This is a genomic window from Rhizobium sp. RU35A (assembly GCF_900156005.1).
GTDB classification, from domain to species: domain Bacteria; phylum Pseudomonadota; class Alphaproteobacteria; order Rhizobiales; family Rhizobiaceae; genus Neorhizobium; species Neorhizobium straminoryzae.
The window spans coordinates 344,770-364,569 of sequence record NZ_FTMR01000005.1; the positions used below are offsets into that span (position 1 = coordinate 344,770).

Here is a 19,800-nt window from a genome sequence, read left to right on the forward strand (position 1 = left end):
CCATGAATGACCTGACCATCATCACCACCGCCAGCATCGCGCTTCCGGCAAGCCCGTTCGAAGGCCGCCACTTCATCGACGGCGCATGGTGCGACAGCGTGAGTGGGGAGACCTTCGAGCGCGTCTCGCCCTCTCATGGCGTCGTCGTCAGCCGCTCGGCCAAAGGCGGCCGCGAGGATGCGGCGCGCGCCATTGCCGCCGCCCGCAAGGCCTTCGATGCCGGCATCTGGAGCCGCATTTCGGGCAAGGAGCGGGCGACTGTGCTGCTGAAGGTCGCCGATCTGATCGAGGCCAATGTCGAGCGCATGGCGATCCTCGAAACGCTGGAAAGCGGCAAGCCGATCACCCAGGCGCGCGGCGAGGTTTCGGGTGCCGCCGATCTCTGGCGCTATGCCGCGTCGCTTGCCCGCACGCTCCATGGCGACAGCCACAATTCGCTGGGTGAGCAGATGCTCGGCGTCGTGCTGAAGGAGCCGATCGGCGTCGTCTCGATCATCACGCCGTGGAACTTCCCCTTCTGGATCCTGAGCCAGAAGCTGCCCTTCGCGCTCGCCGCCGGCTGCACCTGCGTCGTCAAGCCGTCCGAAATGACGCCGTCCACGACCGTCATGCTGGCAGATCTCCTCGTGAAGGCCGGCCTTCCCGCCGGTACCGTCAACATCGTGCTCGGCTTCGGCCAGCCGGTGGGGCAGGTGATGGCGGAGCACGCGCAGGTCGACATGGTGACCTTCACCGGCTCGACGGCGGTCGGCAAGGCGATCATGGCGGCAGCGTCCGGCACGCTGAAAAAGGTGGCGCTGGAGCTGGGCGGCAAGAACCCGCAGGTGATCTTCCCCGATGCCGATCTCGACTCCGCCGCCGATGCCGTCACCTTCGGCGTCTATTTCAATGCCGGCGAATGCTGCAATTCCGGCAGTCGAATCATCGTGCATGAGGACATTGCCGAAGCTTTCGTTGCCCGCGTCGTGGCCTTGTCGAAGAAGGTCGCCTTCGGCGATCCGCTGAACCCTGACACGCAGGTCGGCGCGATCATCTCGTCGGCGCATCAGGAGAAGATCGACAGTTATGTCCGCGCTGCCGTGGCCGCGGGCGCCAAGGTTCAGCTCGGCGGCGCGACGCTGCCGATCGCCGAACTGCCCGGCCGCTTCTACCAGCCGACAGTCGTCACCGGCGTGACATCCGACATGCCGATCGCGCGCGAGGAGGTCTTCGGCCCGGTTCTCTCGGTGCTGACCTTCCGCACGCTCGACGAGGCGATCGATCTGGTCAACGACGCATCCTATGGTCTCTCGGCCGGCGTCTGGAGCGAGAATGTCCATACCTGCCTTGAATTTTCCCGCCGCGTGCAGGCCGGAACCGTCTGGACCAATACCTGGATGGACGGCTTCCCCGAACTCACCTTCGGCGGGTTCAAGCAAAGCGGCCAGGGCCGCGAGATCGGGCCTTACGGGCTCGACGAATTCCTAGAAGTCAAAACCGTCGTCATGCGGATCGGCCGGACGAGGCCGAACTGGGTGAGGCGCTGACCGACTTTCAAGACGCATCAAGTCACGCAACGCATCACCAAGGAGGAGGAGTACATGCGTAGCTTTATCAAGACGGCATTGGCCAGTGCGGCCGTGCTCGCAGCAACCACCACACTGTCTTATGCGACCGATGTCGAGGTTCTGCACTGGTGGACCTCGGGGGGCGAGGCGGCAGCGCTTAACGTGCTGAAGGACGACCTCAAGGCCAAGGGGATCGGCTGGGTCGATATGCCGGTCGCCGGCGGCGGCGGGGAGGCTGCCATGACGGCGCTGCGCGCCCGTGTGACGGCCGGCAATCCGCCGACGGCCGTGCAGATGCTTGGTTTCGACATTCTCGACTGGGCGCAGCAGGGCGCGCTCGGCAATCTTGACGCCGTGGCCTCCAAGGAGGGCTGGGACAAGGTCGTGCCGGCAGCACTGCAGAAGTTCTCCAAGTATGACGGCCACTGGATTGCAGCGCCGGTCAACGTGCATTCGACCAACTGGATCTGGATCAGCAAGGCAGCGCTCGACAAGACCGGCCTGAAGGCGCCGGAAAACTGGGATCAGCTGATCGCCGTTCTCGACAAGATGAAGGCCAATGGCATCACGCCGCTCGCCCATGGCGGCCAGCCCTGGCAGGAAGCCACGATCTTCGACGGCGTCGTGCTCTCCGAAGGCACGGATTTCTACAAGAAAGCTTTTGTCGATCTCGACCCGGCGACGCTCGGCGGCGACAAGATGGCGGAAGCCTTCACCCGGCTCCTGAAGCTGCGCACCTATGTGGACGACAACTTCTCCGGCCGTGACTGGAACCTTGCCTCTGCCATGGTCATCAACGGCAAGGCGGGCATGCAGATCATGGGTGACTGGGCAAAGGGTGAGTTCCTGAAGGCCGGCCAGAAGCCGGGCACGGACTTCGTCTGCATCCGCTTCCCCGGCACGCAGGGCGCCGTCACCTTCAATTCCGACCAGTTCGCGATGTTCAACGTGAAGGGCGACGACAAGATCAAGGCACAGGTGGAAATGGCCTCCTCCATCGAGAGCCCGAAGTTCCAGTCGGCCTTCAACGTGGTCAAGGGTTCCGTTCCGGCCCGTACCGACGTGCCGGATACCGCCTTCGACGATTGCGGCAAGAAGGGCATCAAGGATCTCGCCGAAGCCAATTCGAAGGGCACGCTGTTCGGCTCCATGGCCCATGGCCATGCGGCACCCGCTGCGGTGAAGAGCGCTGTCTATGATGTCGTGACCAAGGCTTTCAACGGTGGCTTCAAGACCGGCAAGGATGCCGCCAAGGCTCTGGCCGACGCGGTTGCTGCGGCCAAGTAGACCTTGAACGCAAGGAGAGGGCGGCACACTGCCGCCCTCCATCTCCGCCCTTTGCGCGGAGAACTCCGGCTTCGCCGGTCAAACGACATTCCATGGGAGACCTGACATGGCCAGCTCAGCAGAGGCCGATCTTCGCACGCGCATACAGGACTGGCTGCCCAAGATCGTGCTGGCGCCGTCCTTCGCGGTGACGCTGCTCTTCGTCTACGGCTTCATTCTCTTCACCGTCTTCCTGTCGTTCACCGGCTCCAAGATGCTGCCGAACTATACGCTCGTCGGCTGGGAGAATTACCGCAAGCTCTGGGCGCTCGAAAACTGGCACATCGCCATCGTCAATATCGGCATTTTTGCGAGCCTCTACATCGTCATCTGCACCGTGCTCGGGCTTATGCTGGCGATCTTTCTCGACCAGAAGATCCGCGGCGAGGGCGTGCTGCGCCCGATCTATCTCTATCCGATGGCGCTCTCCTTCATCGTCACCGGCACGGCTTGGAAATGGTTTCTCGATCCGGGCATCGGGCTCGAACATGTCATGCATCTCTGGGGCTGGGAGAGCTTTTCCTTCACCTGGATCAAGGACAACAACATGGCGATCTATACGATCGTGATCGCCGCCGTCTGGCAGACCAGCGGCTTCGTCATGGCCATGTTCCTCGCGGGTCTTCGCGGCATCGACAACGAGATCCTGAAAGCGGCGCAGATCGATGGCGCCTCGAGCTTCCAGCTGTATCGCCGCATCGTCATTCCGATGCTGCGCCCGGCGTTCCTGTCGTCCTTCGTCATCCTCAGCCACCTCGCCATCAAGTCCTATGACCTTGTGATCGCCCTGACGGGCGGCGGGCCGGGGCGGGCGACGGAAATGCCGGCGACCTTCATGTATTCCTACACATTCACCCGCAACCAGATGGGCATCGGGGCGGCCTCCGCCGTGATCATGCTGATGACGATCGCCGCCATCATGGTTCCCTATCTCTATGCCGAGCTGAAGGAGAAGCAATGATGTCCGCCGTCAGCCAGGATACCGCCGTCAATACGGGCCGGATCGCCCGCACCTTCATCTATCTCCTGCTCCTACTGTTTGCGCTGTTCTACCTGCTGCCGCTCTACGTGATGGTGGTGAATTCGTTGAAACCTCTGGCGGAAGTGACTGGCGGCAACATGATGGCGCTGCCGCAGACCTGGACGCTGGAGGCATGGAAATCCGCCTGGTCCACCGCCCAGATCGGCGTCTCGCCAACGGGTCTCGAGCCTTACTTCCTCAACTCCATACTCATGGTCGTGCCGGCCGTGGCGATCTCGACCGTCATCGGCGCGCTGAACGGCTATGTGCTGACCAAATGGCGCTTCCGCTATGACACGATCGTCTTCGGGCTGATGCTGTTTTCCTGCTTCATCCCGTTCCAGATCGTGTTGATCCCCATGGCCATGGTTCTCGGCAAGCTGGGGCTTGCCGGCACCGTGCCGGGTCTGGTGCTTGTCCATGTCGTCTACGGCATCGGCTTCACGACGCTCTATTATCGCAACTATTACGCCACGTTCCCGACCGAACTGGTGCGGGCAGCGCAGATCGACGGGGCCGGCTTCTTCCGCATCTTCTGGCGCATTCTGCTGCCGATCTCCGGGCCGATTACCGTCGTCTCCGTCATCTGGCAGTTCACCAATATCTGGAACGACTTCCTGTTCGGTGTCTCCTTCGGCGGCACGAGCCAGCCGATGACGGCGGCGCTGAACAATCTCGTCCAGTCCTCCACGGGCGTGAAGGAATATAACGTCCATTTCGCGGGCGCGATCATCGCCGCCCTTCCCACTCTCTTCGTCTACATCGTCGCTGGGCGCTATTTCGTGCGCGGCCTGATGGCGGGCTCTGTCAAAGGATAAGAACCATGGGCTTTCTCGACATCGCAAACGTCACCAAGTCCTACGGCAAGCTGGAAGTGCTGCATCGCGTGGATATCTCCATCGAGGAGGGCGAGTTCCTCGTCCTCGTCGGCCCCTCCGGCTGCGGGAAATCGACGCTGCTCGGCATGATCGCGGGGCTCGAGGGCATCTCGTCCGGCGACATCTCGATCAAGGGCCGCGTCATCAACGGCGTGCATCCGTCGAAGCGCAACATCGCCATGGTGTTCCAGAGCTATGCGCTCTATCCCAACATGACGGTGGCGCAGAACATCACCTTCGGGCTTGAAATGCACGGCGTGCCGAAGCCGGAGCGTGACAAGTCGCTCGGCGATGTGGCGAAGCTTCTGCAGATCGACCACCTTCTCGACCGCAAGCCCGGCCAGCTCTCCGGCGGCCAGCGCCAGCGCGTCGCCATGGGCAGGGCGCTCGTGCGCGATCCGGATGTCTTCCTCTTCGACGAGCCGCTGTCGAACCTCGATGCGAAGCTCCGCGTCGACATGCGCACCGAAATCAAGAAGCTGCATGAAAAGCTGAAGACGACCATCGTCTATGTGACGCATGACCAGATCGAGGCCATGACGCTTTCGACCCGCATCGCCGTCATGTACAAGGGCTATATCCAACAGCTCGGCACGCCGAAGGAAATCTACGACACACCGGCCAATGTCTTCGTCGCCACCTTCATGGGCAGCCCGGCGATGAACGTGATCCCGGCCAAGGTCGTCGTGACGGACGGCATGCCCTATGCCGAGGTGAAGGATGCCAAGGGCGCGGCGCAGCACCTGCGCTTCAGCCAGCAGAACCTCACCGCCTGGGATGGCCGCGAAATCCTGCTCGGCATCCGCCCCGAGGCGATCACCGACCCGGAAGGGGCGGACCGCAAGTCCAACAATATCGTGCCGCTCATCAACGATGTCATCGTGACTGAGCCGGCGGGCTCCGATACGTTCGTCACCATGTCGCTGGGAGGCAAGGACGTGATCGCACGCATGCGCGCCGATACCGATATCCGCGCCGGCCAGCGTTTCGACTTCGCCGTCAACATGGACAAGGCGGTTGCCTTCGATCCCGCATCCGAGGAACGGATCAAGCCGTGAGCGACCACGACATCATCATCATCGGTTCCGGAATGGGGGGCGCGACGCTGGCCGCCGCCTTGGCCTCCTCCCGGCGCCGCATCCTGATCCTCGAAAAGGGCGAGCGGCTGCAACCCTCTCCCGCCGATCGGGATGCGGCTTCGATTTTCGCGCGCGGCCATTTCCGCCCGAAGGAAGAATGGCTGGACGGCGAGGACAGGCCGTTCAACCCCGGCAACTATTACAATGTCGGCGGCAATTCGAAATTTTACGGCGCGGTGCTCATCCGCTACCGGAAGGAGGACTTCAGTCCGCTCCGCCACATGGGCGGCACGACGCCCGGCTGGCCGCTCGGCTATGACGAGATCGAGCCCTTCTACCAGCAGGCCGAAACGCTCTACCGCGTGCGCGGCGAGCTCGGCGACGACCCTACCGAGCCGCGCCATTCCGGCACCTATCCCCATCCACCCGTCCGTGACGAGGCCCCGATTGCGGACCTCCGCCAGCGCCTCAAGCGCGTCGGCCTGCACCCTGCCTCGCTGCCGCTCGGCGTCGATATCGAGCGCTGGCTGAAGGCTGGCCAGACGACCTGGGACGCCTATCCCAACACCTGCGGCGGCAAGATGGATGCCGAGACGATTGCTCTGGAAGAGGCGCTGAAACATCCGGACGTGACGCTTCGGACCGGCTGCGAGGTGACGCGCCTGATCGCCGGGGCGGATGGGCGCATCACGGGCGTGGAAGTTCTGGAGGCAGGTCAGCGGCAGGTGCTTCAAGCCCCCGTGATCGTGCTGGCAGCGGGTGCCGTGCGTTCGGCCTCGATCCTGCTCGCCTCGGACAGCGAGCGCTATCCGAACGGGCTTGCCAACAGCTCCGATCAGGTCGGCCGCAATTTCATGAACCACAATTGCTCGGCCGTGCTGGCGCTGCATCCGTTCCGGAAGAATAATTCGGTCTATCAGAAGACCCTAATGGTCAACGACTTCTACCTGACCGGCGGACCTAACGGCGAGCCACTGGGCAATATCCAGTTGCTGGGCAAGATCACCGGCACGATCCTGAAGGCCAATTCGCCGCTGCCCGGACCGATTGCGGACTGGATCGCCGCCCGTGCGGTCGATCTCTACGCCATGTCGGAAGACCTGCCGAACCCGCAAAGCCGGGTGACGCTGCGCAACGGCCAGATCGTGCTCGACTGGAAGCGCTCCAACTGGGAGACGCATCTGCAGCTGGTCGAGAAGCTGAAGGCGCTGCTGCGCAAGGCGGGCTATCCCGTCGTCATGTCGCGCCCCTTCGACCGCCGCACGCCCTCGCATCAATGCGGCACCGCGCGGATGGGGAGCGACCCGACTACAAGCGTCGTCAATTCCTTCGGCCGCAGCCACGACCACCGCAATCTCTTCATCGCCGACGCTTCCGTGCTGCCGACCTCGGCGGCGGTGAACCCGGCGCTGACGATTGCGGCGCTCTCGCTGCGCATGGCCAAGCATATTCTGGAGACGGAGGCCACGGCATGAGTCCGCTTGCTCTCATCACCGGCGGCCAGCAGGGCATCGGATTCGGTATTGCTCAGGCGCTCGTCGCGGCCGGTTTTCGCGTCGCGCTGGTGGCGGAAGTTTCGCCGGAGGCTGAAGTCGTCGACGAGGCGCTGGCCGCGCTCGGACCAGAGGCGCGCTATTTCCAGCATGACCTGCGAGACGTCGCCCACGCCGAAGCCTGCATTGCCGATGTCGTGCGCGCCATGGGGCCGATCGACACGTTCGTCTCCAATGCCGGTGTGCCGGCGAAGGTGCGGGGCGACATGCTGGAGATGGTGCCGGAAAGCTTCGATTTCGTCTTCGACATCAACCTGCGCGGCGCCTTCTTCCTGGCGAAAGCGGCGGCGCAGCACATGCTGGCGACCGTAAGCGACCACTATCGCTCCATGCTCTTCGTCACCTCCGTCAGCGCCGAGATGATCTCCATCGAGCGGGCCGAATATTGCATGTCGAAATCGGCGGCCTCGATGATGGCGCAGCTTTTCGCCGTGCGGATGGCTCCCTCCGGCATCGGCGTCTTCGAACTTCGCCCCGGCATCATCGAGACCGGCATGACGGCGGGCGTGAAGGACAAATATACCGCGCGGATCGAGGGCGGCTTGGTACCCGCCGCACGCTGGGGACAGCCGGGCGATATCGGCGCGACCGTCGTGCCGCTCGCGACCGGGCAGATGGCCTTTTCCACCGGCGCGGTGATCCCGGTCGACGGCGGTCTCTCGCTGCCGAGGCTTTAGATTTTTGCGCAATTCCGGATGAGAAACCGGTTTCGCTGGAATTGCTTGTAGAGGTTCAGAAAATGCAGACGTCTTACGATTTCATCATTTGCGGCGGCGGGTCAGCCGGCTCGGTGCTGGCGGCGCGGCTTTCGGAAAATCCCAAGGCGCGCGTGCTCCTGCTGGAAGCCGGCGGGCGCGACTGGCATCCGTTCTACCACATGCCTGCGGGCTTTGCGAAAATGACCAAGGGCATCGGCAGCTGGGGCTGGCACAGCGTGCCGCAGAAGCACATGAACAACATGGTTATCCGCTACACCCAGGCCAAGGTTCTGGGCGGCGGCTCGACGATCAATGCGCAGATCTACACGCGCGGCAATGCGCTCGACTATGACGACTGGCGGCAGATGGGCTGCGAGGGCTGGTCTTACGAGGACGTGCTACCCTATTTCCGCAAGGCGGAAGACAACGACACCTATGACAACCGCTATCACGGCAAGGGCGGCCCGCTCGGCGTCAGCAAGCCGGCGGCCCCGCTGCCTATTTGCGAGGCCTATTTCCAGGCCGCCGGCCAGCTCGGCATTCCGACAAACCACGACATGACCGGCGAGAAGCAGGACGGCGTGGGTTACTATCAGCTGACGCAGCGCAACGTCCGCCGCTCCTCTACCTCCGTCGCCTATCTCAACCCGGCCCGAAGCCGGCCGAACCTGACGATCAGGACCGGCGCGCAGATCCTGCGTGTTCTTGTCGAAAACGGCAAGGCGATGGGCGTCGAGGTGGCGGGCGAGGGGACGATCCGCGCCGATATAGAGGTCATCATGTCCTCCGGTGCGATCGGCAGCCCGCGCCTGCTGATGCTCTCCGGCATCGGCCCGGCGGATCATCTTCGCTCTCTGGGGCTTCCGGTCGTCTACGACCAGCCGGGCGTCGGCTCGAACCTGCAGGACCATGTCGATCTCTTCGTCATTGCCGAATGCACCGGCCCGCATACCTATGACCGCTACGCCAAGCCGCATCTCTCGGTTCTCGCCGGCCTGCAATATCTCCTCCAGAAAAAGGGGCCTGTCGCCTCCAGCCTCTTCGAGACGGGCGGCTTCTGGTATGCCGACCGGGAAGCCCGCTCGCCGGACATCCAGTTCCACCTTGGCCTCGGCTCCGGCATCGAGGCCGGCGTCGCGGCGATGGAAAACGGCGGCGTGACGCTGAACTCAGCCTATCTGCGCCCCCGCTCGCGCGGCACAGTGCGGCTTTCGTCTTCCGATCCGCTCGCCGCGCCACTGATCGACCCGAATTACTGGGCCGATCCTTATGATCGCGAAATGTCGATCAAGGGCCTGAAGCTTGCGCAGGAGATCATGCGGCAGGATGCGCTGAAGCCCTATGTGAAGGCGGAACGCCTGCCGGGGCCGGAGGTGCGGACGGACGAGGATTACTTCAACTATGCCTGCCGCCACGCCAAGACCGACCATCACCCCGCCGGCACCTGCCGCATGGGCCCTGATCCGGCCGCCGTCGTCGATCCGCAGCTGCGCTTCAACGGCATCGAGCGCCTGCGCGTCGTCGATGCCTCGATCATGCCGACGCTGGTCTCGTCCAACACGAACGCGCCGACGATCATGATTGCGGAAAAAGCCGCCGCCATGATCCGCGCCGCCCATGGCCTCTGAGAGGAACACAGACATGATGATCCGCCACATCGTCCTCATCCGCTTTCGCACGGACGTGAGCGAAGCCCAGATCGCCGAAATGTTCGCCGAGCTTGAGGAGATCCGCACCAAGATTTCCGGCGTGCTCGCCATCACCTCCGGTCGCAGCGAGAGCCCGGAAAAGATCGAGCGCGGCTACAGGCATGGCTTCGTCGTCGATTTCGACGGCTGGGCGGCGCTCGCAGCCTATCAGACCCATCCCGACCACAAGGCGCTTGGCGCGAAGCTTGTCGCCCATGCTGAAGGCGGGCTCGACGGCATTCTCGTCTTCGATCTTCCGGTCAACGAATAGGAGCGCTTCCATGCTGAAATTGCCGAAAGCCGATCACACGCTCGAAGCCTATTCGCTCACCGGAACGCCGCTGACGCCGCGGGCGCCGCGCGTGCCCTTCACCCGCACCGCCTTTGCCGCCGCCCATGTCGTCTCCGATCCCTTGCGCGAGCGCAGCCCGTGGGACACGCGGCCGGCCGTCGACTGGGACGCGACGCTCGCCTTCCGGCAGGGGCTCTGGGACCAGGGTCTTGGCCTTGCCGAAGCGATGGATACCGCCCAGCGCGGCATGGGCGTCGACTGGCTGACCGCGAAGGAACTGATCGAGCGAACCATGGCCGCCGCCAAGGCGCATGCGCTGCAGCCGCGCGTCGCCTGCGGCGCGGGCACGGATCATGTGGCACTCGCCGATCTCCGGGACACCGACGCGATCCTCGCCGCTTACGAAACACAGGCCTCTGCCATCGAAGCGGCGGGCGGTCAGCTGATCCTCATGGCCTCGCGCGCCTTCACCGCCATCGGGGCAGGCCGTGATATCTATCGCAACGTCTATCGCCGGCTGATCGATGGTGCGGCCGAGCCCGTCATCCTGCACTGGCTGGGCGACATGTTCGATCCGGCGCTTTCCGGCTATTGGGGTACGAATGATGTCGCGGACGCCAGTGATTTTGTACTGGATCTGATCGGCGAAAATCCGGCCAAGGTCGATGGCATCAAGATCTCGCTGCTGGACCAGGCGTATGAAGAAGCCTTCCGGGCGCGGCTGCCCGCTGGTGTGCGGCTCTATACTGGCGATGACTTCAACTATGCGGCGTTGATCGAAGGCGACGGGCAGCACTATTCCCATGCCCTTCTTGGCATTTTTGCCGCCATCGCGCCGGCGGCAAGTCAGGCACTTGAGGCGCTGGCTGAGGGTGACAGCGAGACCTATCACAGGCTCTTCGCGCCGACCGTGCCGCTCAGCCGCGAGATCTTCCGCGCGCCGACGCGGTTCTACAAAGCGGGCATCGCCTTCCTGTCATGGCTCAATGGATACCAGACGCATTTCATCATGCCCGCCGGGTTCCAGTCGAGCCGCGACATCACGCATTATGCGGAGGTTTTCCGGCTGGCGGATCGGGCGGGGTTGCTCACGAAGCCCGATCTCGCCATCCCCAGGATGCGAACCTTGCTAGCGCTCCACGGAATCGAATAGGTTCCCGGAATGGAGCGCAGACCGACCATTGTCGACGTGGCGCGCGAGGCGGGGGTGTCGAAATCGACCGTCAGCCTCGTGTTGCAGCAAAGCCCGCTGGTGCGGGAGGAAAAGCGCGTTCTGGTCCGCGAGGCGATGGACAGGCTCGGCTATGTCTACAATCGCTCGGCTGCCAACCTGCGCTCGGCCAATGTGGGCCTCATCGGCGTCGTCATCAACGATCTCAGAAATCCCTTCTTCACGGAATTTGCCACCTCGCTGCAGATGGCGCTGTCGGCGCGTGGCTATGCGACCGTGCTTGCCAATACGGATGAAGACCCCGCCATCCAGGCACAGGTCGTTTCCGCCATCATCGAGCATGGCGTTTCGGCACTGATCATCTCGCCGGCCTATGGCGAGGAGGCCGCGACCTTTGACGCGATCGCGCGGGCCAATATTCCGACCATGCAGGTGCTGCGCAAGATCGATCCGCGCATCGAGCTTTTCCCCTTTTCTGCGCCCGACTATCTCTCCGGCAGCCGTCTCGCCGCCGAGCATCTGGTGAAGGGCGGGGCGCGACGCGTCGCTTTCGTCGGTGGGCTCGAGGGGCGGGCAGTCGCGCAGGAGCGCATGTCCGGCTATTTCGAGGTGATGGCGGAGGCCGGCATCGAGCCCTTCGTGCTGCCGGGTCGCGCCAGCCGCGCCTTCGGCCACGAGGCGGCGGCGATCCTGACGCGGGATCATCCGGATATCGATGCGGCCATCTGTTTCTCCGACCTCGTGGCGCTCGGCCTGCTCTCGGGCTGCGCGCGCATCGGCCGCAAGGTGGGCGAGGATTTCCGCATCGTCGGCTTCGACGATATCGAGGAATGCGCACAGGTCTATCCGCCGCTCACCACGGTGCGGTGCGATATTGCCGGATTTGGCGAGGCCGTCGCCTCGACTGTGCTCAACTGGCTCGAAGACAACCAGGCTCCGATCAATGACCATCGTACGCCCGTGGAACTGATCGTGCGGGATTCCAGCGGCGGTAGGGTCAACGCATGACAACGGAAGCTTTTCTCCGGCAACTCTTCGACAAGGCGGTGGAGGTGGCCGATCCCATGCGCTCGCTCGCCCGCTTCCTACCCAGGCGGCCGCAAGGCCGGTTGATCGTCGTCGGCGCCGGCAAGGCGAGCGCCCGCATGGCCGAGGCAGTCGAGGCGGCGTGGGGGCCTTGCGAGGGGCTGGTCATCACCCGTTATGGCTATGGCCGGCCCTGCCGCGGCATCGAGATTGTGGAGGCGGCGCATCCCGTGCCGGACGAGAGCGGGCTCAAGGCGACGGCCCGCATGCTCGATCTTGTGAAGACCGCAGGGGAGGGCGATTTCGTCCTCGCGCTCATTTCCGGTGGTGCTTCTGCGCTGCTGGTCGCCCCCGCCGAAGGGGTCAGCCTCGCCGAGAAGCAGGCGGTCAATGCAGCCCTGCTCGCCTCCGGCGCGCCAATCGACAAGATGAACACCGTGCGCAAGCACCTGAGCCGCGTGAAGGGTGGACAGCTGGCCGCCGCTGCCTATCCGGCGCGCATGCTCTCGCTTCTGATTTCCGACGTGCCGGGCGATGATCCCGCCTTTATCGGATCCGGCCCAACCGTTGGCGATGTGTCCGCGCCGGACGAGGCGCTGGCGATCCTCAAACAGTGGAAGGTTGAGGTTCCGGCAAGCGTCCGGGCCGCCCTTGCCGCGCCTCCACGGGTCCTGACGCCGCAAGATCCGCGCCTTTCCCGCGTCGAAAACGTCATCTATGCAGCGCCGAAACAGTCGCTCGCGGCGGCTGCCGAACTGGCACGAAGCACTGGATATGATGTGCGCCTGCTCGGCGATGCGCTGGAAGGCGAGGCCCGTGATGTGGGACGCGCGCAGGCGGAACTCGCCCTCAAGATCCGCGCTTCGCTTCACCAGGGGGATCGCCCCGTTCTCCTGCTGTCCGGCGGCGAACTGACCGTGACCCGGCGCGGCAATGGTGTCGGCGGTCCGAACGCCGAATTCTGCCTCGCCCTGGCGCTCGCGCTGAACGGGGAGGACGGCATTCACGCAATTGCCTGCGATACTGACGGCGTCGATGGCGCGGCGGAGGTGGCGGGTGCGGTCATCGGACCGCAAACGCTTGGATTGGCCAGCGCTGCCGGTTTCGATCCGCAGGCGGCCCTTGCCGCCAACGATGCCCACAGCTTCTTCGCCGCGATCGGCAGTCAGGTCGTGACAGGCCCGACGCTGACCAATGTCAACGATTTCCGTGCGATATCTATCGGTCGCTGACCGGTATCCGATCGGTGTCCAATGCCTCAGGGCACGGCGGACGATTGCAATTGGCGCCGATTGCGATAGCCATTGAGGCCGTCAAATGTCACAGCTCGAAGTGATATGAACCCGTAACGGCCCGGATAATATTGCCCGCCATTTTGCCCTGCAGGAATAGCATGACCCCGACAGAAAGCTTACCGTCCGATATCTATGCCATTGCCGATATTCATGGACGTGCCGACCTTCTCGAAGCCATGCTGGGTTACATCGCGGCGGTGTCGAACGATAATCAATCGCCTCCCGTCGTGCTTTTCCTGGGAGATCTGATCGACCGCGGCCCTCACAGTCCAAAGGTCCTCGATCAGGTATACTCGACGCTCGACCGTTATCCCGGTTCTCGGCTCATTCTCGGCAACCACGACTTCTACCTCCGTGAACTCCTGAGAGGCACTCTCACCGATGAGGACGCCATCAACTGGATGGACTGGGGCGGTGTTGCAACCGTGAGCGCCTATTCGGATCGCCCGGTCCCTGATTTCAAGAACATCGCCGCTGATATTCGTCGTGTCTTCCCACACCATGCGGACCTCCTGGAAAACGCCCTGACGTTCAAGGAAATCGGACGGTTTTGTTTTGTGCATGCTGGCATACGCCCGGGCGTTCAGCTCGAAAGTCAAAGCGAACACGATTTGCGATGGATCCGGGCCGGCTTCCTCGACCATCTGGACCTCTTTGACCACGTCGTCTTAAATGGTCACACGATCACCAAGTCGCTTCGACCCGAAGTCTATTCAAACCGTATAGCGTTGGATACTGGCGCCTATCGGACTGGCAGACTGAGTGCTGCGGTCATTCGACATGACGAGCTTTCCCACTTCGTCTGTACCGAACTCACCGAAACCGGTAGGATTGAGGTCGGTGAGTGGCAGCCTGATCTGAAAGCAGCTGCAGACCGATTTCTCCCGGCTTTCTAAAAATTGCGTTGCACCAAAGATCGGAAATAAATCAGAAGACACTTGGATTACGAAGGCGCGCCGTCAGTTCATATCCCTTCAAAGCGGAGACGGGCGGCAGGCCATTGGCATGCGCAGATTGTAAGGATGGGAAAAGTATCGTAGTGCGATGAACGCCGTACACCCTCTTTTCCCGTTGGATTGCCATGGTCAAGGCCTTTGTCACGTCCGTCGACGTCGCTCAAAGAGCAGGCGTTTCGCGTTCTGCCGTCTCCCGGACATTCACGGAGGGCGCCAGCGTCTCGCCTGAGGTGCGCCGCAAGGTGCTTCAGGCCGCTCAGGAACTGGGTTATCGCGTCAACAGACTGGCCCAAGGCCTCAATAATTCCTCGTCCAATCTCGTTGGCGTGGTTGGGGCGAACCTTTCCTTGCCCTTCATGGCAAAACAGCTGGATATGCTCAGCATCGGATTGCTGCGGCGCGGCCTGCAATGCCTGCTTCTGAATGCTGCGGATGCACGCAGTGACATTGCACCTCTCATCGAACTGATTTTCGAGTTTCGCGCCCGCGCGATTGTCGTCCTCTCGGGCGAGCCACCGATGTCCATCGTGGATGAATGTCTTGCCAATGGCGTCAAGCTCATCGTCATCAACAGACAGCTCGCCCGGTCCGACACCGATATCATCCTCAGCGACGACATTGCCGGCGCAACGCTTGCGGCAGAACGCCTGAAGGCGGCGGGATGCCGAAAGGTCGCCGTCGTGACAAGTGGATCGGGAACGCCGACCCAGTTGCGCCGGTGCAAGGCATTTTCCGACGTCATGACCGCCGCCGGCACGGATATCGTCGTCTGGCATGATGGCCCGACAACCTATGAGACGGGACTGAAGGCCGCCCGGGAGCTCCTGTCTGACCGACAGATTGATGGAGCGTTTTGCGTGACGGACATCATGGCCATCGGCTTTCTCGATGGCGCCCGAAACGACATGGGGCGCCGCGTGCCCGAAGATCTGTCCGTCATCGGCTTTGACGACATTCCGCAGGCCTCCTGGCGAAGCTACGAACTGACCACGATCTCGCAGTCGTTCGAAGTCCTGACGGAGGCCGTTCTGGCGGCGCTCGATCATGAGCTTGGTCAGTCCGTCATCACCAACGTCCCCGTGGCCCTTATCGAACGCAGCACCGTCCGGCGCTGACGCCCCTTCAGTCCAGCCCGAACTTTTTCCGTCCCGCAAGAGATACGCGCTTGCAATGAATGAACACGTGTGCAAATTTGCACACGTGTTCAAGGGAGAGGAATGCGCATGCCTTCAGCAATGTCCTATACAAACGATCTGGATGGTCGCGCGCAGTTGTGCCGTGATGTCATCCTCTCTGCCGGAGCCCTGGTCCTTGAGGGCTTTGAGAATGGCAGGGCGGCTGACTTCTCGATGAAGGGACCGCAGGATTACCTCACGGAAACCGACGCGGCCTCCGAAGCGCATATCCGGCAGCGCATTGCTTCAGCCTTTCCGGACGACAGCTTCTTTGGCGAGGAGGGCGGCGGGGATATCCGCGAGCGGGTCTGGGTGGTCGATCCGATTGACGGTACTGCCAATTTTGCCCGCGGCATTCCGCATTTCTGCATTTCCATCGGCTATGTGGAGGGAAATGTCGCCAAGCTTGCGGCGATCTACAATCCGGCGCTGGACGAGCTGTATTTTTGCCGGGCCGGCGAGGGAGCGACCCGCAACGGCGAGCCGATCTCGGCAGCCCGGACGGCTCGCTTCGACATGGCATCCGTCGAGCTGGGCTGGTCGACCCGTATCCCCAACGCACAGTATCTTGAGGCAATGACGCGGCTTCTGGACAAGGGGGCGAATGTCCGGCGGGCAGGCTCCGGTGCCATGGCGCTTGCCTATGTCGCGGATGGCCGCTCGGATGCCTATGTCGAACTGCACATGAATTCGTGGGATTGCGTGCCGGGCCTGCTGCTGGTGGCGGAAGCGGGCGGACGCGTCTGCCCCTTCTTCGAAATCGGGTCTTTGCAGACTGGCGGCGCTGTTCTTGCAAGCGCGCCCGCCATCGCCGATGGCGTCAGCGACGCGGTGGGCATCGTGCTGGCTGAGCCGCTGGGCAGGCGCGAGAGGCACCACGCTGCCTGAAGAGGAGGGGATCGCGCCACAATCGCGATCTGCGACATAAACGGCTTGGAGCGCCGTCGGGAGGAGAGACAGAGTGACCCTATTTTCAGAAACAGCCAGTCGCGATAGCCGACGCTGGATGCGGCGTGCAGCGGATTTTGTCTCTGCGCCGGAGCGGTTGATCGCGCTCGGCCTTGCCATCCTGCTGGGGCTCCTTGTTATCGTACCGCTGTTCCAGCTGGTGCGGGAGACGATCACCGTACAGCCTTATGATTCTGCCTATTTGCCCGGGCGCCAGCCGGGAGAACTGACGCTTTTTCATTATGAGCGCGTCTTTGGCGGCCGGCTTTCCTGGGCCCTGTTCTACAAGCCGTTCATGAACTCGCTCGTCACGGCGTTCGGGGCAACGATCATCTGCCTGGCGCTGGGAGCCCTCCTTGCGTGGATCGTCGTGCGCACCAACGTGCCCTATCGCGAGTTCGTCAACACGGCGGTCGTCCTGCCCTATATGCTGCCGTCCTGGGTGATGGCGCTCGCCTGGGTCACCTTTTTCAAGAATGACCGGGTGGGCGGAGCGTCCGGCGTCTTTGCCTATCTCTTCGGCGTGCAGCCCCCCGACTGGATCGCCTTTGGCGGAATTCCCATCATCATCTGCCTGTCCCTGCATTATTATGTCTACGGGTTCCTGATCATTTCCGGCTCGCTTGCCACGGTGGACAGCCAGCTCGAAGAGGCGGGCGCCATTGCCGGTATGTCCCGGCTGCGGCAGTTCGTCTCCATCACCGCACCGCTCGTTCTTCCGGCCGTCGGCTCGGCCGTCGTCATGACCTTCATCCGGGTTATCGGATCCTTCGGAACGCCCGCGGTTCTCGGCATGCCCATCCGGTATTTCGTACTGCCGACGCAGATCTATGCCGCGATCGGGTCGCGCAATGTCGGAGACGGCTATCTTCTGGCGCTCGTGCTGGTGGTGATGGCCATTCTGTTCATCTGGATCAACCAGCGCATGATCGGCGTGCGCAAGAGCTTCGTCACCATGTCCGGCAAGGGGTTTCGCCGGCGCGAAATCGATCTCGGTCGGGCAAAATGGCTGGTTTTCGCCTTTGTGGTCGTGCTGATGTGCATGACCGTGGTTCTGCCGCTTGGATTGCTCGTGCTGCAGTCGCTTTCGCGTACCGCCGGCAATTATGACCTGTCCAATCTGACCCTGCATTACTGGATTGGTGCACGCGGCGGCGTCAATGCGATCTATGCGGGCGTCTTTCAGAACCCGCAGATCCTGCACGCGGCCTGGAACAGCCTCAGCCTGGCATTCTTCACGGCTCTTGCCACCGGCATTCTCGGCTTCCTCATCGGTTACGTGGTGGTGAAGACACGCGGAAGCCTGTCGTCGCGGGCGCTGGAGCTGGCAGCCTTCCTGCCTTACATCTTTCCGGCGGTTGCATTTGGCGCCATCTATATCGGCATGTTCTCGCGACCGGTCGGACCCATCCCGGCCCTTTACGGGACGTTTGCGCTGCTGGTTCTGATCGCGGCGGTGAAAAACCTGCCCTATACCTCGCGCACCGGCATCGCCGCCATGCTGCAGATCGACAAGTCTCTCGAAGAGTCCGCACGCGTGCAGGGCATTGGCTGGATCAGCCGTGTTCGCCACATCGTGGCGCCTCTTGCCGCCTCGGGACTGGTCTCCGGCATGCTGTTGAGTTTCATCGGCACGATGCGCGAGCTGTCGCTGATCATCCTGCTTGTCACGCCGTCGACGGCAGTGCTGGCAAGCGTGATCTATACCTACCAGACCGATGATGTTCCCCAGCTGATCGGAGCGGCAACGCTGCTGCTCGTTGCTCTGGTCGTGGGCTGCAACATCCTATTCCGGCTGGTTTTCCGCAATACGAAGATGGGGTTTGCTTGAGGAGGCGACCGTGCAACAGGGAGGAAGAGTTCACATGAAAATGCTTAGGAAACGGGTGGCGATCGCCACATTGGCATGCCTTATCGGTACGGCGGCCTGCGCGCAGGATGCGGCCTTCGATACCTGGCTGAAGACGGCAGAGCTTGGCGTCCACCAGCCCAAGGACGAGAACTGGGACGAGATCGTCAGGAAGGCCAAGGCGGAAGGCGAGGTCACCATCTATTCCTCCTCCTCGACCGTCAATGCGCTGGCCGAGGACTTCATGAAGCTTTATCCGGAGATCAAGGTCAACGCCTATGATCTCGGCTCGGAAAAGACGATCGAGAAAGTGGTGCGCGAACAGCAGGCGGGCATTTTTGCCGTGGATGTGGTCAACACGGCCGGCACCGCCCAGATGTTCTACGACCTCCTGCCCAACCATCGCATCGTCAATTATGTGCCTCGTTATCTGGAGGACAAGATCCCGGTCGACCTGCGCGAGCCGCTGCTGACGCAGGTGATCGAAGCCACGGTGCTCATGTACAATGCCGACACCTACAAGGACGCACCGCCGGTTACCAATGTGTGGCAATTGACGGAACCGGCCTGGAACAAGCGTTTTGCGATGAAGAGCCCGCTTGGCTCCCTGACATCGCTGGCGCTTTTGACCTCGATCGTCGAGCGCGCCGACGATTTCGCCAAATCCTACGAAAAATATGCCGGAAAGCCGCTCGTCCTGTCCGACGGTATCGAAAATGCCGGCTATGAATTCCTGCACCGCCTCCTGAAGAATGACCTTGTCATCTACGATTCCGGCTCAAAGCTTGCGACTGCCTCCGGGCTGAAGGGGCAGGCAAAGCCGCCGATCACCTTCTCCAGCATGCATTACATCAACAAGAACGGCAGCGACGATTATGCCAATGCCGTTCTCTATGACATCGATCCGGCCGGTGTCTTTGCCTATTCGACCTATGTGGCGATTGCCGGACAGTCGGCGCATCCGAATGCGGCGAAACTGTTCATCGCCTTCCAGATGGGATCAAGGGACCTGACCCCCGACACCAAACTTGAAAAGCCCTATCGCGATGGCGAAAGCCTGAAGAAGCTGCAGGGCATGGCCGCCTATTTCAAGGTGGGCACGTTCTCGCCGCGCACGGATGTGCCGCTGCCCAAGGGTGGAGAGAACTGGCCGAAAGTTCGCAAGATTTTCGGATCGGCTGAATATCAGCGCGACCATGTCGCTGAAGTCAACGATTTCTGGGTGGTCGAAACCAGCAACTGAGGAAAACCGGAGCGCCGGGTTGCCGTGATGCAACCCGGAAAGCCTGGGGAGGAAA

General features: G+C 62.5%; 17 protein-coding genes. All 17 read left to right on the forward strand.

Translation table 11 applies throughout. The features are described from left to right. Window positions 1-2: 2 nt before the first annotated feature. Window positions 3-1,526, forward strand: a complete 1,524-nt coding sequence (locus tag F3H95_RS13940) for an aldehyde dehydrogenase family protein (RefSeq protein ID WP_149746432.1) — start codon at window positions 3-5, stop codon at window positions 1,524-1,526. A gap of 54 nt (window positions 1,527-1,580) precedes the next feature. Further along, window positions 1,581-2,834 (forward strand): ABC transporter substrate-binding protein, encoded by a 1,254-nt coding sequence (locus tag F3H95_RS13945; RefSeq protein WP_143124330.1) that lies wholly within the window; start codon window positions 1,581-1,583, stop codon window positions 2,832-2,834. Between the two features lie 106 nt (window positions 2,835-2,940). Beyond that, complete coding sequence (locus F3H95_RS13950; RefSeq protein ID WP_149746433.1) at window positions 2,941-3,834, forward strand: sugar ABC transporter permease; 894 nt, start codon at window positions 2,941-2,943, stop codon at window positions 3,832-3,834. Then, window positions 3,834-4,712, forward strand: coding sequence for a carbohydrate ABC transporter permease (locus F3H95_RS13955; protein WP_149746434.1), 879 nt, complete (start codon window positions 3,834-3,836; stop codon window positions 4,710-4,712). Before F3H95_RS13950 ends, F3H95_RS13955 begins: the two co-directional genes overlap by 1 nt. Before the next feature lie 5 nt (window positions 4,713-4,717). Continuing rightward, a complete protein-coding gene (gene ugpC, locus F3H95_RS13960) occupies window positions 4,718-5,830 on the forward strand; it encodes a sn-glycerol-3-phosphate ABC transporter ATP-binding protein UgpC (RefSeq protein WP_149746435.1) in 1,113 nt (370 codons plus the stop codon). Continuing rightward, window positions 5,827-7,326, forward strand: a complete 1,500-nt coding sequence (locus F3H95_RS13965; RefSeq protein ID WP_149746436.1) for a GMC family oxidoreductase — start codon at window positions 5,827-5,829, stop codon at window positions 7,324-7,326. The genes ugpC and F3H95_RS13965 overlap by 4 nt, the downstream gene beginning before the upstream one ends. Next, window positions 7,323-8,081, forward strand: coding sequence for a 3-ketoacyl-ACP reductase (locus tag F3H95_RS13970; RefSeq protein WP_149746437.1), 759 nt, complete (start codon window positions 7,323-7,325; stop codon window positions 8,079-8,081). Before F3H95_RS13965 ends, F3H95_RS13970 begins: the two co-directional genes overlap by 4 nt. A 62-nt stretch (window positions 8,082-8,143) precedes the next feature. Beyond that, the gene (locus F3H95_RS13975) at window positions 8,144-9,730 is read left to right on the forward strand and encodes a GMC family oxidoreductase N-terminal domain-containing protein (RefSeq protein WP_149746438.1); all 1,587 of its coding nucleotides are present in this window, start codon (window positions 8,144-8,146) and stop codon (window positions 9,728-9,730) included. Window positions 9,731-9,743: 13 nt separating this feature from the next. Beyond that, window positions 9,744-10,061, forward strand: coding sequence for a Dabb family protein (locus F3H95_RS13980; RefSeq protein ID WP_244618010.1), 318 nt, complete (start codon window positions 9,744-9,746; stop codon window positions 10,059-10,061). Between the two features lie 10 nt (window positions 10,062-10,071). Then, entirely contained in the window at window positions 10,072-11,235 is a 1,164-nt protein-coding gene (locus F3H95_RS13985; RefSeq protein ID WP_149746439.1) for a dihydrodipicolinate synthase family protein, read from the forward strand. 9 nt (window positions 11,236-11,244) lie between these two features. Continuing rightward, entirely contained in the window at window positions 11,245-12,261 is a 1,017-nt protein-coding gene (locus tag F3H95_RS13990) for a LacI family DNA-binding transcriptional regulator (RefSeq protein WP_143124322.1), read from the forward strand. Further along, window positions 12,258-13,511: a glycerate kinase gene (locus tag F3H95_RS13995; protein WP_149746440.1), complete on the forward strand. Its 1,254-nt coding sequence runs from the start codon at window positions 12,258-12,260 to the stop codon at window positions 13,509-13,511. Before F3H95_RS13990 ends, F3H95_RS13995 begins: the two co-directional genes overlap by 4 nt. 161 nt (window positions 13,512-13,672) lie before the next feature. Beyond that, window positions 13,673-14,470: a metallophosphoesterase gene (locus tag F3H95_RS14000; RefSeq protein ID WP_149746441.1), complete on the forward strand. Its 798-nt coding sequence runs from the start codon at window positions 13,673-13,675 to the stop codon at window positions 14,468-14,470. A gap of 185 nt (window positions 14,471-14,655) precedes the next feature. Continuing rightward, a complete protein-coding gene (locus F3H95_RS14005) occupies window positions 14,656-15,645 on the forward strand; it encodes a substrate-binding domain-containing protein (protein ID WP_143124319.1) in 990 nt (329 codons plus the stop codon). A gap of 108 nt (window positions 15,646-15,753) precedes the next feature. Then, window positions 15,754-16,593 (forward strand): inositol monophosphatase, encoded by an 840-nt coding sequence (locus F3H95_RS14010; protein ID WP_244618011.1) that lies wholly within the window; start codon window positions 15,754-15,756, stop codon window positions 16,591-16,593. Window positions 16,594-16,666: 73 nt separating this feature from the next. Next, a complete protein-coding gene (locus F3H95_RS14015) occupies window positions 16,667-18,484 on the forward strand; it encodes an iron ABC transporter permease (protein ID WP_244618012.1) in 1,818 nt (605 codons plus the stop codon). Between the two features lie 34 nt (window positions 18,485-18,518). Next, window positions 18,519-19,745: an extracellular solute-binding protein gene (locus F3H95_RS14020; protein ID WP_210248564.1), complete on the forward strand. Its 1,227-nt coding sequence runs from the start codon at window positions 18,519-18,521 to the stop codon at window positions 19,743-19,745. Window positions 19,746-19,800: the final 55 nt, after the last annotated feature.

Excerpts from the sequence above, each read along its gene's own strand:
- F3H95_RS13940 (WP_149746432.1), top strand. The coding sequence starts at position 3 with ATGAATGACCTGACCATCATCACCACCGCCAGCATCGCGCTTCCGGCA.
- F3H95_RS13945 (WP_143124330.1), top strand. The coding sequence starts at position 1,581 with ATGCGTAGCTTTATCAAGACGGCATTGGCCAGTGCGGCCGTGCTCGCA.
- F3H95_RS13950 (WP_149746433.1), top strand. The coding sequence starts at position 2,941 with ATGGCCAGCTCAGCAGAGGCCGATCTTCGCACGCGCATACAGGACTGG.
- F3H95_RS13955 (WP_149746434.1), top strand. The coding sequence starts at position 3,834 with ATGTCCGCCGTCAGCCAGGATACCGCCGTCAATACGGGCCGGATCGCC.
- ugpC (WP_149746435.1), top strand. The coding sequence starts at position 4,718 with ATGGGCTTTCTCGACATCGCAAACGTCACCAAGTCCTACGGCAAGCTG.
- F3H95_RS13970 (WP_149746437.1), top strand. The coding sequence starts at position 7,323 with ATGAGTCCGCTTGCTCTCATCACCGGCGGCCAGCAGGGCATCGGATTC.
- F3H95_RS13975 (WP_149746438.1), top strand. The coding sequence starts at position 8,144 with ATGCAGACGTCTTACGATTTCATCATTTGCGGCGGCGGGTCAGCCGGC.
- F3H95_RS13980 (WP_244618010.1), top strand. The coding sequence starts at position 9,744 with ATGATGATCCGCCACATCGTCCTCATCCGCTTTCGCACGGACGTGAGC.
- F3H95_RS13985 (WP_149746439.1), top strand. The coding sequence starts at position 10,072 with ATGCTGAAATTGCCGAAAGCCGATCACACGCTCGAAGCCTATTCGCTC.
- F3H95_RS13990 (WP_143124322.1), top strand. The coding sequence starts at position 11,245 with ATGGAGCGCAGACCGACCATTGTCGACGTGGCGCGCGAGGCGGGGGTG.
- F3H95_RS13995 (WP_149746440.1), top strand. The coding sequence starts at position 12,258 with ATGACAACGGAAGCTTTTCTCCGGCAACTCTTCGACAAGGCGGTGGAG.
- F3H95_RS14000 (WP_149746441.1), top strand. The coding sequence starts at position 13,673 with ATGACCCCGACAGAAAGCTTACCGTCCGATATCTATGCCATTGCCGAT.
- F3H95_RS14005 (WP_143124319.1), top strand. The coding sequence starts at position 14,656 with ATGGTCAAGGCCTTTGTCACGTCCGTCGACGTCGCTCAAAGAGCAGGC.
- F3H95_RS14010 (WP_244618011.1), top strand. The coding sequence starts at position 15,754 with ATGCCTTCAGCAATGTCCTATACAAACGATCTGGATGGTCGCGCGCAG.
- F3H95_RS14020 (WP_210248564.1), top strand. The coding sequence starts at position 18,519 with ATGAAAATGCTTAGGAAACGGGTGGCGATCGCCACATTGGCATGCCTT.